Consider the following 12,937-nt stretch of genomic DNA (forward strand, 5'->3'; position numbering starts at 1 on the left):
CTCAGAGAAGCCTCTGGCTTTCATCACGGTCCTTCATCAGTGGAAGCAGCATCTGCACCTGTTCGCTCTGCTTCAAGTCGCGCAGGCCGGCGGCGTCCATTGTGCCTACCCATTCGCCCATGCTTGAACCGGTGTGGTCTTCGATTTTCTCTGCTTTGCTCAAGGATTCGCTCATGTGCATGAACGTAGCAACCCGAACCGACAGGATGGCTGCTGCACATTTCAGCGCGGAGGAATGCCCCTGCAAGCAAGGGAATTTAAGCTTCTCTGGCCGGTCTTCTCGGTATTTCCGAGAAGACCGGCCAGAGGGTGAAGCGAACTAGAGTGACTGGATTTCCAAGTTCAATCGACTGAGCAGATCGATGAGTTTCGACAGATCCTCATCGTCCCAATCGGTCATCCGCGAGCGCAGTTCCGTGCGCCACCCGTGGAAGGTTTCATGCCACCTTTCTGCCGCAAATTCGGCAGGCAGGAGGTGGAATACCCGACGGTCGTCCGGGTCGACTTCTCGCTTGACCAGTTCCAGCTGTTCCAGTTTCGTGATCATTCGCGACAGCGAGGCCTTGTCGACCAGCAGCCTTTCGCAGATTTCGGACTGGGTGATGCGCTGGCTGCGCAGGATCATGCCCAGCACCGGTAGATAGCCTGGGGTGAGCCTGCTGTCGAGCCGGGTGGCCAGTTCCCGCTTGGCGCGCGCCGTCAGCGCGATCAGCGAGAACAGCTCCTGTTCGGCACTGGCGTACAAATCGGGACGTTCCGCCACCGGGGCCTCATCGGCTTTGCTTGGAACCTGCACTGGATCTCCTAGTTGCCAGCTGGCTTTTCTGCCTTGGTTGCGCCCTTGTCCTCCGCGTCCAGATCCTGCATGCGTTCGCTTGCGGTCTGGGTCTTCAGCGACTGGTTGGGGATCAGGCAGACAGCCACGACGACAATCAGCGACAGCGGAGCGGCAATGGCGAACAGCGAAGGCACTGCATCGCCGTAGATGGACTCGAAGATCACGCGGACCGGTTCAGGCATCGCGGCCACCGAAGGCAGGTTTCCGGATCCCAGAGCCGCGGTCAGTTCCTTGGCCTGGTCGCCCAGGGAGGCCAGGGCTGCGGCCAAATCGGACTGGCGGTCGGCGATCATGCTCGGCACGGTAGTCGCCAGTACGGCGCCCAGTCCCGCGGTACCTGCAGTGCCGCCGAGGGTGCGGAAGAAGTTCACGGCCGAGGAAGCTACGCCCAGTTCCTTGACGTGGACCGAGTTCTGCACCACCAGCACCATGTTCTGCATGACCAGGCCCATGCCGGCGCCGAGAATGAACATGTAGGTAGCGACCAGCGCATAGTTGGTGTCGTAGTGGATGGTTCCCAGCAGGAACAAGCCGATGACAACCAGCACAGAACCGGTGACGACCAGCGCCTTCCACTTGCCGGTGCGCGAGATCAGCGCACCGCCGATGGTGGAGATGACCAGCAAGCCGCCCATCAGCGGGAAGGTCATCAGGCCGGCCATGGTGGCTGATGCGCCACGGGCCATGATCATGTACTGGCTGAGGAACACCGAGGTGCCGAACATCGAAACACCAATGGCCAGCGAGGCGATGACCGCGAAGGTGAAGGTGCGGTTCTTGAACAGGCCCAGGCTCAGCAGCGGCTCCGTAGCCTTGGTCTCAACCAGGATGAACAGTGCCAGCAGGACTACCGCGCCGGCAATCATCAGGTAACTGGTCGCCGAGGCCCACTCGAACTGGGAGCCGCCCAGCGACATCCAGATCAGCAGCAGCGAGACGCCGGCGGACAGCAGGACGATGCCCCAGTAGTCGATCTTGACTTTGCGCTTGGCAATGGCCGGCAGGTGCAAGGTGCGCTGGATCAGGATGACCGCTGCGATGGCGAACGGCAAGGCGATGAAGAAGTTCCAGCGCCAGTTGATGGCATCGGTAACGAAGCCGCCGATCAACGGGCCGCCCACGGTGCCAACGGCCATGACAGCGCCGAACAGGCCCATGTACTTGCCGCGTTCACGAGGGGAGAGGAAATCGGCCATGACAATCTGTGCCAAGGCGCCAACGCCACCGCCAGCCAGGCCCTGGACCACGCGCATGGCGATCAGGAAGCTGGTGTCCTGCGAGAAGCCTGCCGCGGCCGAGGCCAGGACGAAGATGGAAAGCGAGATCTGCAGCAGCAGCTTGCGGTTGCCCAGGTCGGCGAGCTTGCCCCAGATCGGGGTGGCGATGGTGGTCGCCAGCAGCGTGGCGGTGACCACCCAGGTGTAGGAGGTCTGGCTGCCGTTGAGATCCGAGACGATCAGCGGCAGCGAGCTGGAAACAACGGTGTTGGCCAAGATGGAGACGAACATGCCCATCAAAATGCCCGTGAGGGCAGTGAGGATTTCGCGGTGAGTCATCTTGGGCTTGGCGACCGGTGCGGTTGCGGTCATTAAAGCTCCAAAAAAAATAGGGTCAGGCGTGGAAAGCCTGAATGGTTGATTGATGTCAACTATACGACGATAGTTGACCTTTATCAACTAAGCGTGTTTCACCGCACATCGCGCTGCAGGAATGGAAAAACGCCCTGCACTCATGCCGGTGAAGCGGTCGAGTGCAGGGCGTTCAAGAACTGCGGGAATTAGTGGCTGCGGCGGCTGTCCATCTCGGGAACAACTGGATGCGACGACGCTTCGCCAGTGTCGCCGGCAACGCGCAGCAGGCGTGGCTCGGAAAGCTGCGCTTTCGGCTTTTCTGCGGCATCCCCGGCTTCTGCCTGCGGTGCTTCCTGCTCGGATTCCTGCTTCTCTGCCTTGAGCCGGGCCGGGCCGGGTGCGGTGCGGCCGGCGGACCGGCGTCCTTCGAAGGCGCGGGCCAAGGTCACTTCATCGGCGTATTCCAAATCGCCGCCCACCGGCAGGCCGGAAGCCAGGCGGGTAATGCGGATGCCCAAGGGAGCCAGCGCGCGCACCAGGTACACGGCGGTGGCTTCGCCCTCGAGATTCGGGTCGGTGGCAAGGATCAGCTCGGTGATCGAGTCATCGGCCAAGCGGGTGACCAGCTCGCGGATGTGCAGCTGTTCCGGGCCAATGCCTGCCAGCGGATTGATGGAACCGCCGAGCACGTGGTACTTGCCGGAGAACGCCCGGGTGCGTTCAATGGCCAGGACGTCCTTGGACTCCTCCACGATGCAGATCTTTGTTCCATCGCGGCGCTCATCGCGGCAAATGGCGCAGGTATCCTGCTCCGAGATGTTGAAGCAGATCTCGCAGAATTTCACCTTTTCCTTGACCAGCTGGATCGAGGCGGCGAGCCGGGTCATGTCCTCGGCATCGGCATCGAGAATGTGGAAAGCAATGCGCTGAGCCGACTTCGGGCCGATGCCAGGCAAGCGACCGAGCTCGTCGATCAATTCCTGTACAGCACCTTCGTACACGTGCGCCTACTTTCTAGCTTGCTTCACTACCTTGAAATTGTTCCGTGGTACACCCTAGTGTCTCACTCCGACAGCTCGCCGTGGTGCCGGCTACAAGCTGCGTTTGATTTCCACTACATTCCCGTTCACGTCGCGCTGCTCGATGACCATCCCGCCAAGCAGGCGCTCCACGGCTGGAACGCCGATCAGTGCCGAATCCTCGACCTCGATGTCATCGTCGCTGGGGACGAACTCCTCCGGCTCCTGCGCCGGGGCAGGATCGGGAGCCGATGCCGGGCCGCCCCAGCCGCGTGCCGACTGGGCAGGCGCTGGCGCGCTTGGTGCGTTCTTCGCCTGGTTCATCAGCTGCTGGTACCGGCTCATGCGGCCCGTGCTTGCCGGTGCCGATGCAGCGGGGGCTGGTTCAGGCTCAGGCTGCGGAGCACCCCAGCGCGGTGCCGCCTCCGGAGCGGGTGCCGGGGCTGCTGGCGAAGGCGCCGGTGCAACCGGCTCCGGGCGGGGCTGCTCCTGCTCGCGTGGGCGAACCTGAGGCTGTGCAGGGGCGGGCGCAGGCTCCGGAACCGATCGCTCTGGAGTTTGCGGAGCCGGCTGTTCTGGTGCATCAACAGCCAGATTCTCGAAGGAATCGGTGGTGCTGTCCGGGTGCAACGGAGTCGAAGACACAGGGCGAGCAATATTCGGAACTCCGCCTTCGGCCTGGCGCGCTGCCATGCCGGCAGTCATCCGGGGCTTGGGGGCCACCGGAGGCCCGTCGAAACTGCGTGGCGCACTGGTTGCCGGGGCGGGCGCCACCGGCTCTGGCTGGGCAGCCGGGGCCGGAGACTGCTGCTGCGGCTGAACCTGCGGTGCCACCGGGACGGGGCCAGCCGGCGAATAGTACGGGTCATCCGGGAACGGCGGCTCGTCGAAATACGACTCTTCCGCGGGTGGCGGAACGTCGTCGTAGGAGCTGGCGTACCCCTCATGGGCGCGTGGCGCAGGTGCGGCTGGTGCCGAGGTCTGCACTGCAGAGGCAGGACGCTGCTGCGGTGCCGGAGCGGCAGCTTGGGCCCGTGCTGCGGCGCGCGCAGCAGCCCCAGCAGAACTTACAGCCTTGGTGAACTTAGTTGGTGCTGGGGTTGGCGCCGGGATTGGCCGGCGCTCACCTTTTGGGGAACCACCACCGTTGGGGTTGGATCCGCCTTCGGTCAGGACCACTTCGATTGGCGAACCTGCGACCTGGGAGAGGACTCCGGTCAATGTATTCATCAAATCCGGCCGGTTGCGCAGATTCACAATGGGGCCGGTGTTACTGAACGCCAAGGTAAGTGTACGGCCATCGAAGCCTGCCACGGAGCCATAGGTGGCGACCATGGAATGCAGGACACGCGAACTGCCCTGCAACTGCTGCAGGATCGTAGGCCACGCCTGCTGGAACATCGCCACCGGCGAGCCGGCGCCCTGTGGTGCTGGCTGCTGGCCCTGCGGGGTTCCGCCGGGCGCGCCGTGCTGAGGCTGCTGGGGAGACTGCGGCCGTTGTTGCTGTTGTGCTTGCTCGCGTTGTGCTTGTTCTTGTGCGGCGCGCTGTTGTGCTTCGCGTTGTGCTTGTTCTTGTGCGGCGCGCTGTTGTGCTTCGCGTTCTGCTTGCTCGCGTTGTGCTTGTTCTTGTGCGGCGCGCTGTTGCGCTTCGCGTTCTGCTTGCTCGCGCTGAGCTTGTTCTTGTGCGGCGCGCTGTTGTGCTTCGCGTTCTGCTTGCTCGCGCTGGGCATGTTCCTGCGCCGGATGGGCAGCGTTGCGCTGGGCATTCATGCCAGGCTGGCTGGCCTCCGGCGCCTGTTGCGACTGCTGCGGCTGGGCAGACTGCGGTGCTTGTGCTGCGCGGTTGGCTGCCGCGCGACGTGCGAATTCGGCCATGGCAGGATTCTGCTTCACGTCATCGATGGAGACACCGGTGCCGAACGACAGATCTTCACCGCTGGACGGATCAGGAACCAAGCTGAATGGTGCCACGCCTTCCGGACGGGCTGCCGGAATGCTCGGACCAGGCTGCACCTCGGTGGTCACCGAGTAGTTTTCGCCCTTTGGCCCCCAAGTGGCGCCCCAGTCAGCGGCTTCGCCGGTGTTCAGGGAAGCTGCCGCGCCAGGATCCAGCGGGGCATTTGGGTCATCATCAGCCGGCTGCGGCTGCGGCTGCGGCTGTGGCTGGGGCGGCATGGACTGCTGCGGCTGCTCGGTGCGCTGTGCCGGCGCTGATTCTGCGTGCTGCGCAGGCTGCTGTGCCGGTGCGGGAGCCTGCTCATCCTGCTGCGGCTGAGCCTGAGCCGACTGGACCTGTGGTTCCTGCTCTTCAGCCGGTTCCGGGGCGCCTCCTCGACGGGACTTGGCAGCGGCCAAGGCCTCGCGCACAGCGGCGGCACCCTGACGCGCGGCGCCAGGATTCGGGGCAGCATTCGTTGAGGGTGCAGCACCCTCGGCGTCGTCTTCATTAAGCGCAGGCAGCGCTCCACCGGTCATCGCATGGCGCTCCAGGCGATCTAGACGGGCAGCGAAGGAGCTGTCGGAGTTCTGCGAACCCGGCAGCATCAAGCGCGCCGCCAGCAATTCCAAGTGCAGCCGAGGCGAGGTAGCGCCGGTCATCTCGCTCAGGGCCTTGTTGGTGACGTCTGCCCATCGCGACAGTTCGCCTGCGCCGACCAGTCCCGCCTGCAAGCGCAGGGCTTCGAGCTGGTCTTCTGGCACGCCGCGCAAGATCTTCTCAAGGCCTTCGGGCATCGCCTTGGCGATGATCAGATCGCGGAAGCGCTCCAGCACATCTTCAACGAAGCGCCGAGGATCCAGACCGGTCTGGATGATGCGGTCGATCGCGCCGAACAGCCCGGCGCCATCGGATTCGTGCAGCGACAAGGTGACCTCGTCGAGCAGCGTCGAGTGGGTGTAGCCCAGCAGCGCAACCGCGGTCTCGTAATCAAGGCTGCCATCGCGGGCGCCAGCGATCAGCTGGTCCAGCACCGAGAGGGTATCGCGGACCGAACCGCCGCCAGCACGGATCACCAGCGGCAGCACGCCTTCGGCTACTGCGACGCTTTCCCGTTCGCAGAGCACTTGCAGGTACGCCAGCAGCGCCTCGGGCGGAACCAAGCGGAATGGGTAGTGGTGGGTACGCGAGCGGATGGTGCCAATGACCTTTTCCGGCTCGGTTGTCGCGAAGATGAACTTGATGTGCGCCGGTGGCTCTTCAACGATCTTCAGCAGGGCGTTGAAGCCTGCCGCGGTGACCATATGGGCCTCATCGATGATGAAGATCTTGTAGCGGTCGCGGGTAGGCGCGAACGTTGCGCGCTCGCGCAGGTCGCGGGCGTCATCGACGCCACCGTGGCTGGCCGCGTCGATCTCGATGACATCCAGCGAACCTGGTCCGCCATTGGCCAGATCCACGCAGCTTGGGCAGGTGCCACAAGGAACCGGAGTAGGACCTTGCTCGCAGTTCAAGCAGCGGGCCAGGATGCGGGCAGAAGTCGTCTTGCCGCAACCGCGCGGGCCGGAGAACAAGTACGCATGGTTGACGCGGTTCTTCTCCAGAGCCGTCATCAAGGGCGCAGTAACGTGCTCCTGCCCGATGACGTCGCCAAACGTATCGGGACGATATCTGCGATAAAGCGCTGTACTCACACCGGTTCCCTATCAGTTTCCTGATGCCCTGGGCATCAGCTGTTGGACAATATTCTCTGGTTCGACGATCCACGGCTCGCGTGGCAGATTCGCCGGATCGAAAGCTTCCAAGGCTGCCTGCAAACTTGTGCTGGGCAAGCCCAATGACTCTAGCAAAACCGCCACAACGTTGGCTGGATGCACACCTTGTTCGGTGATCTCTTCGAGTGTTACCGCGCCATCGCGCTTGGCCAGGCGCTGGCCTTTGGCATTCAGTGCAAGCTGGACGTGTGCATAGGAGGGGATTGGGTGGCCCAGAAGCGTTGCCAGATAGGCCTGACGTGGCGCGGAAGAGAGCAAATCATCTCCGCGTACGACCTGGTCGATGCTTGAGAAAGCATCATCGACGACCACCGCAAGATTGTAGGCTGGTGCGCCGTCGTTGCGCACCAGGACAAAATCATCAACCGCGCCGGTGTAATCGCCGAATAGTTCATCGCCAACAGAAAATTCGTTCACTTCTGAGCGGAGACGCAAGGCGGCCGGCCGGTTCTGCGCTTTGGCCGAGCGTTCGCTGGCGCTCAGATTGCGGCAGGTTCCCGGGTAGGCACCGGGCGCAGCATGCGGAGCGCTTCCGGCTTCGGCGATATCCTTGCGCGAGCAGTAGCATTCGTAGACCAGACCGCGCGCTTTGAGCCGCTCAACGGCTTCAAGATATATCGGAAGGCGGTCGGACTGGCGGAGCATGTCACCGTCGAAGTCAATGCCCAAGGACGCTAGCTCGGCAATCTGGGTGGCTTCGGCGCCGGAACGAACACGGTCCAGGTCCTCAATGCGCAGCAGGAATTCGCGTTTCGTGGAGCGGGCGAAAAGCCAGGCGAGAATTGCCGTGCGCAAATTGCCAAGATGGAGCGGCCCCGAAGGGCTAGGGGCGAAACGGCCAGCGCCCACGTGGACTCCATTCGGCTTGCGTAAGAAAGTAAAAGACCCCTCATGCACCTGCCAGAGCCCATCTACCCTTGCTACCTTCCGGTCCTGGGGGAGTTCAACAGGATGACACCACACGAGGGGTCACCCAAAATACTACCTGAGGTTGGCGCTTGGATAAAATCGGCAGGCGTGCGCTTGATCTCAACTGGCCAATCCTGAGCAGGGTTGCTGTTAGTTCTCAGGCGGTGCTTTCTTCAGGCGGTTCTAACCAGCCAAGCACGCGGCGAACACGGTCATTGAGTTCGATGGTTGGCAGCATGGGCGTTTGCTCTTTCTCGAAATCGAAGTTCTGCACGCTGGTGACGCTGCCGGGAAGCTCAACGCAGATCATGCCATTGGGGGAGCGCCAGTTCACCGAACCGTCCGGAAGGTATGTCGCCTGCCACCCCAGCACATGCTTGAACATCTGATGCCGCTTGCACAATAGATGAGTGTTGCTCCGGGTGGTATGCCCGCCCTTGGCCCATGCATCGATATGGTCTATCTCAGATGATTCGGCTGGCCGATTGCATCCTGGGAATCTGCAAACCACATCCCGGCTCCGCAGCAGATCACGCAGTGCCTTCGACGGACGGTACTTTTCGCGGCCGACGTCTATGGCCGCCCCGGACCAGGGATCGGTGAGCACCTTGATGAAAGACGGGGCATCCTTGGCAATCAGCAGTGCCGTCCCTACGGGGATGGGTCCGTAGCCTTCGAGATCCGCCAATGCGCGTTTAGGATCAGCGAGCATTTCCAGGGCAGGAATCGTGACAGCGACACGGGCTTTCAGCGGGGTCCCTTCGGTTGCCGGCCAGCCATCGAGCAAGGCATCGCAGATAATATCCAGCCGTCGTTGCTGTTCGGTCCGGTGATCGTCTGGATCAGCATTGCGTACTGCATGCCAATTGACCGTATTGATGATGGCCAATGCTTTTTCTGCTGGCAGGTGGAGTTGGATGACGCTCATGCCATTGGCCTCGTGCCAATAGATGACCTTGCGGTCCTCTGCACTTTTCTTGTGGCGTTCCTCGATCGGCTTGGGGTGCAGGCGTTCATGCATTTTCCGAGCGCGTTGGGCAACTGCGGAGTCGGTGGCCTGCCGAGCTATCGGCAGCAAGGTTTGCTGCATCAGCTGCACATCCTCGGGTGCTAGATCCTGGGAGTGCTTGACGATCTCTTGCGCGGATCTCGTCGTGATCTCGCCGACGCTCAGCGCGTCCAAGATATCTGGGCAAAGATGGCGCAGCCCTTCGGCAAAGAATAACTTGTCCTGGACTTTCCTTTCTGAGGATCGCAGGGCCACCGCTGCTTCGGCGACAAAAGATGAACGGATCAGCGATTCATCGGAACGATTGACGCCGTAGAAATATGCGGATTGATCTTCAACGGGCTCTTCAATTTCCCCAAGGTCATCCAGCAGAGGTTCTTGGGATCCCTGGCTGACTGTCTCGGCGACCAAATATTCGTAGCTATCGGCCAATACTGCTGCCTCGGCAGCATCGAGCATGCTGTGCAACCGTGCAATGGCCTTCAGCCGTTCCAGCCCTTGGGCGGAACTTGAGACCGGTGGCTGCTCGTAGAGGTGTGTGGCGGTGGCGGCAATCTGGGTAAAGAGATTGTCCTTATCCAGGTTCGCTGCCCAAAGCCCGTCAATTCCGGGGATGCGCCTTGTCCCTGGAGGGCTAATGGGCAGCCGCCGAGGATCATCTTGGCTGTGAAATGCCTCTCTTTTACTCATGCTTACAGTATCGATCTGTTCAAACTTCGGTTTTCAAAGAAAGAATCGAGGTGGTGAAAAGGTGAAATACCGCCGAATTTCAGGGGTTTGGCACCTTGGAGATGCTCCGGGGATCGTCGGGGGAGTGCTCGATTCGTGATTGAGCGAGAATTTAGATATGCTGGATCCTGCTCCTCGGAGCAAACTGAGGAGGATTCGCCTAGCGGCCTATGGCGCACGCCTGGAACGCGTGTTGGGTTAACGCCCTCAGGGGTTCAAATCCCCTATCCTCCGCCAATGTAATGTCTCGGGACATCGTACGAACGATGTCCCGAGACATTATTTTTTTGCTTGCCGGCATTGCCCGAATCTGAGGGGTAGTATCCGTGGCAACTGTTCAGCAATCTTTCGACAAGGTAAGACTATGGCAAGTGTATTGAGCGAAATCGCTGTCGATTGCGCCACCCCGATGCTGGTGGCCAGGTTCTGGTGCGAAGCACTGGACTTCGAGGTGCTGGAAGAAGAAGCCGGATTGGTCAGCATTGGATCCGAAGCCCAAGGCGAGCACGGGTTGAAGCTGACGTTCGCTCAAGTGCCTGAAGCCAAGAGCGTCAAGAATCGCCTCCATCTGGATCTGCGTCCTCAAGGCTCCAGCCAGCAAGAAGAAGTCGACCGTCTCCTTGCCTTGGGGGCCAGCTATGCCGAAGTGGGCCAGCAGGAGGACGAGAGCTGGATCGTGATGGCTGATCCTGAGGGAAATGAATTCTGCGTGCTTTCAAGCCTTGAATGAGCAAGCCGCTTTAATGACCTGTGGCGCCGGGTCGGCAATTTCTCACCGGCTCGACGCCAACAGGATTCGCGGTTGGGCTCCTGATCCCCGCAGGAGCTCAATGCCTAGGCGCTCTTGCGCCCTTTGGCCAGCTCCGGGTAGTGGATGGCCGCGGTCTGCGGGTGGGCTCGCAGCCAGCCCTTGAGCACGTTTGCGCCATAGGAAGCCAGCATTGGATTCTCTGGATCATCGGAAACGCCACGGGCGTCGGCAGCCAGGTCGGCTGGCAGCTCGACTTTGTCGATCACTGCATCCAGGCGAGGGGAGTAGAAGAACGGCACCGAGTAGCGGTCTACACCGGCTGGAGGAGCAATGACGCGGTGGATGGTGGCCATCAGGTAGCCATTGGTGGCCACTTCAAGCATTTCCCCGAGGTTCACTACCAGTGCACCTGGGGTAGGCGGCACCTCGATCCACTCTTCCTGGCCGTAGGGCTGCACCTGCAGGCCTCCAACCTGGTCCTGCAGCAGCAGGGTGACGAAGCCGTAGTCCGCGTGCAGGCCAACGCCCTGGTTGCCCGACTCCGGGACAACGTCGCCCGAAACGTAGTGCACCAGCTTGCCCATCCATGACGGGGTATCGGCGAATGGCTCATCGAAGTGGTCTTCGGGCAGGCCCAGGCCTACGGCGATGGCCGAAAGCAGCTCGTGGCCGGTCTTGTTCATCAGTTCGGCCCACGCCATGGCGCGCTCTTCGAGCTGGGGGAAGTCTGCAGGGAACTGGTTAGGGCCCTGCAGGTTCAAATACGGCTTGTCCTCGGGAACGACGCTCAGGGTCTCGCGTTCCGGTCCGTAGTCAATCTGCTCGCGGGCGTCGGCGCGGCCGCGGGTGATTTCCGTGCCCATGCGGGTGTAGCCGCGGAACTGGGCGCTGTTGCGGTTATCGAGCTTGACCTTCTGCTCGACCGGCTTGCGGAAGAACTCCGCGATGGTGTCGAGCAGCTCCTGGTCCTGGCCGGCGTACGCGCCGTAGCCGACGATCTGGAAGAACCCGACGCGGTGTGCGGCATCGCGAAGCGCGGTTACGAATTCCTCGTTGAAGGAGCCGTCAGCATTGCGCGCGGTAGAAATATCGAGCAGTGGGATCTCGGTGACTACGTTATTCATAAACCTAGAGTGCACCTTATGACGCGATTGTTACTAGCTAAAGTTACGCCCGGTTCCCCCACGTTTCCCGCAGCGTAACAATCCTTGCATTTTCCCATTGCGTGCCCGATTATTCGCATTCACTTGTATTATGTTCCCGGCGTTCGGGGGCCGAGCCCGGGTGCTGGCGGCCAGCCCGCACCGTCTTCGGAACCGGTGTCTCCGGCAACCGCGAACCCCTTCTTGATCTGGAAATATGGGGTTCGCAAGAGTTTGTCCGTATGCTTGAATAGTGATTTTTCGAGCGGTCGGTGAGGGCCGGCCATACCCAGACCACGGCTATTCGTCGACGCGTGATTGGAGCGGCCTTCCCCCTCAGCAGGTGAAGTTGGCCGACCTGGTCACCACCAAAGCGACCCTGGATCTTGAAACATTGCTCTCCGAGGATTCCACCTTCTACGGCGACTTGTTCCCGCACGTGGTGCGCTATCGGGGCGTGTTGTTTCTGGAAGACGGGATGCACCGTGCGCTGCGTTCGGCGCTTCATCATCGCTCCGTAATACACGCGCGCGTATTGGATCTGGACGCCAGTTAGATAAGCTAGCGCCACGAGGATGACGATGAGGTCTCCTTCAGGCCAGCGGCTGCCGAAGGCTGACCAGAGCAAGGTGGAATGATGCGTGATCGCGATGATCCGGGGCAATGGCACGGTGCGCATATTGTCGACGAGCAGGAATTGAGTTTCAGCTCGGATGGACAAGCAAAGAAGCGTGCCCGCAGACGCCAGAATATTGTTTTCTCCGTGATGGCCCTGCTGGTGATCGCGGTACTGGTCGGCGCCGTGCTGGTTTTCAATGGAACGATCAAATTGGGTGCCGAACCCGCCGCAGTTGAGAGCCCGGAGCCAAGCGAAGCAGAAATCGAGAATCCAAACTGCCCGGCCATCGACTTCAAGTACCAGACGCCTGCAGAAGTAGAAATACGCGTGCTGAATACGACCAGCATTCCAGGGCTTGCCGGTGACACCGCCAAGGCACTGGAAAAGCGCGGCTTCAAGATTTCTTCGCTGACTTCCGGGTGGAAATCGCTCTCCGATACCGCCGGTGCAGTCATTGCCGGACCTGATGGCTATGCCCAGGCATTCACCGTGCAGCGCCAGATCCCCGGCATCGTCTTCATCTACGACGAGACGAAGTGGGGAAGCCGGGTGGACCTGGCGCTGGGGGAGAAGTTCGAAGGCCTCGTAAAAGAACGCAAGCTCGATACTTCGGATGGCAAGCTCGTCTGCGCTAAATAG

10 protein-coding genes, 1 tRNA gene, 1 other RNA gene and 1 pseudogene are annotated in these 12,937 nt (G+C 61.3%); 4 read left to right on the forward strand and 9 right to left on the reverse strand.

Translation table 11 applies throughout. From position 1 onward, the window contains the following. Position 1 precedes the first annotated feature (1 nt). From ACR9WD_RS01620 to ACR9WD_RS01655, 8 genes and pseudogenes are all read right to left on the reverse strand, one after another. Positions 2-175 carry a hypothetical protein gene (locus ACR9WD_RS01620; protein ID WP_434922575.1) on the reverse strand — a complete coding sequence of 58 codons (174 nt, stop codon included), beginning with the start codon at positions 173-175 and terminating at the stop codon, positions 2-4. 144 nt (positions 176-319) lie between these two features. Further along, on the reverse strand, positions 320-796 hold the full coding sequence (locus tag ACR9WD_RS01625) for a MarR family winged helix-turn-helix transcriptional regulator (RefSeq protein WP_073707364.1): 477 nt from the start codon (positions 794-796) through the stop codon (positions 320-322). A gap of 8 nt (positions 797-804) precedes the next feature. After that, positions 805-2,427 carry an MFS transporter gene (locus tag ACR9WD_RS01630; RefSeq protein ID WP_121866022.1) on the reverse strand — a complete coding sequence of 541 codons (1,623 nt, stop codon included), beginning with the start codon at positions 2,425-2,427 and terminating at the stop codon, positions 805-807. A 392-nt stretch (positions 2,428-2,819) separates the two neighbouring features. Beyond that, positions 2,820-3,410: pseudogene (gene recR, locus ACR9WD_RS01635) on the reverse strand (recombination mediator RecR); the annotation flags it as partial. 90 nt (positions 3,411-3,500) lie between these two features. Continuing rightward, positions 3,501-7,058 (reverse strand): DNA polymerase III subunit gamma and tau, encoded by a 3,558-nt coding sequence (locus ACR9WD_RS01640; RefSeq protein WP_434922576.1) that lies wholly within the window; start codon positions 7,056-7,058, stop codon positions 3,501-3,503. Between the two features lie 12 nt (positions 7,059-7,070). Next, entirely contained in the window at positions 7,071-7,988 is a 918-nt protein-coding gene (gluQRS, locus tag ACR9WD_RS01645) for a tRNA glutamyl-Q(34) synthetase GluQRS (RefSeq protein ID WP_423299496.1), read from the reverse strand. 28 nt (positions 7,989-8,016) lie between these two features. Further along, positions 8,017-8,113, reverse strand: an RNA gene (gene ffs, locus ACR9WD_RS01650) — signal recognition particle sRNA small type. 92 nt (positions 8,114-8,205) lie between these two features. Then, complete coding sequence (locus tag ACR9WD_RS01655; RefSeq protein WP_190264484.1) at positions 8,206-9,747, reverse strand: HNH endonuclease signature motif containing protein; 1,542 nt, start codon at positions 9,745-9,747, stop codon at positions 8,206-8,208. A 188-nt stretch (positions 9,748-9,935) separates the two neighbouring features. Here ACR9WD_RS01655 and ACR9WD_RS01660 point away from each other — a divergent pair. Both ACR9WD_RS01660 and ACR9WD_RS01665 read left to right on the forward strand, forming a co-directional pair. Beyond that, positions 9,936-10,023 (forward strand) — tRNA-Ser (locus tag ACR9WD_RS01660). A gap of 127 nt (positions 10,024-10,150) precedes the next feature. After that, positions 10,151-10,516 carry a VOC family protein gene (locus ACR9WD_RS01665; RefSeq protein WP_066143760.1) on the forward strand — a complete coding sequence of 122 codons (366 nt, stop codon included), beginning with the start codon at positions 10,151-10,153 and terminating at the stop codon, positions 10,514-10,516. 104 nt (positions 10,517-10,620) lie between these two features. On the opposite strand, the gene ACR9WD_RS01670 is transcribed toward ACR9WD_RS01665, so the two are convergent. Continuing rightward, entirely contained in the window at positions 10,621-11,661 is a 1,041-nt protein-coding gene (locus tag ACR9WD_RS01670) for an isopenicillin N synthase family dioxygenase (RefSeq protein WP_038993787.1), read from the reverse strand. 271 nt (positions 11,662-11,932) lie between these two features. Here ACR9WD_RS01670 and ACR9WD_RS01675 point away from each other — a divergent pair, with 271 nt between their 5' ends. Together ACR9WD_RS01675 and ACR9WD_RS01680 are read left to right on the forward strand one after the other, a co-directional pair. Further along, positions 11,933-12,235: a type II toxin-antitoxin system VapB family antitoxin gene (locus ACR9WD_RS01675; RefSeq protein WP_190264485.1), complete on the forward strand. Its 303-nt coding sequence runs from the start codon at positions 11,933-11,935 to the stop codon at positions 12,233-12,235. 78 nt (positions 12,236-12,313) lie between these two features. After that, positions 12,314-12,937 carry a LytR C-terminal domain-containing protein gene (locus ACR9WD_RS01680; RefSeq protein WP_038993785.1) on the forward strand — a complete coding sequence of 208 codons (624 nt, stop codon included), beginning with the start codon at positions 12,314-12,316 and terminating at the stop codon, positions 12,935-12,937.

The organism is Glutamicibacter sp. PAEs-4, from assembly GCF_051161755.1.
Taxonomy (GTDB): domain Bacteria; phylum Actinomycetota; class Actinomycetes; order Actinomycetales; family Micrococcaceae; genus Glutamicibacter; species Glutamicibacter nicotianae.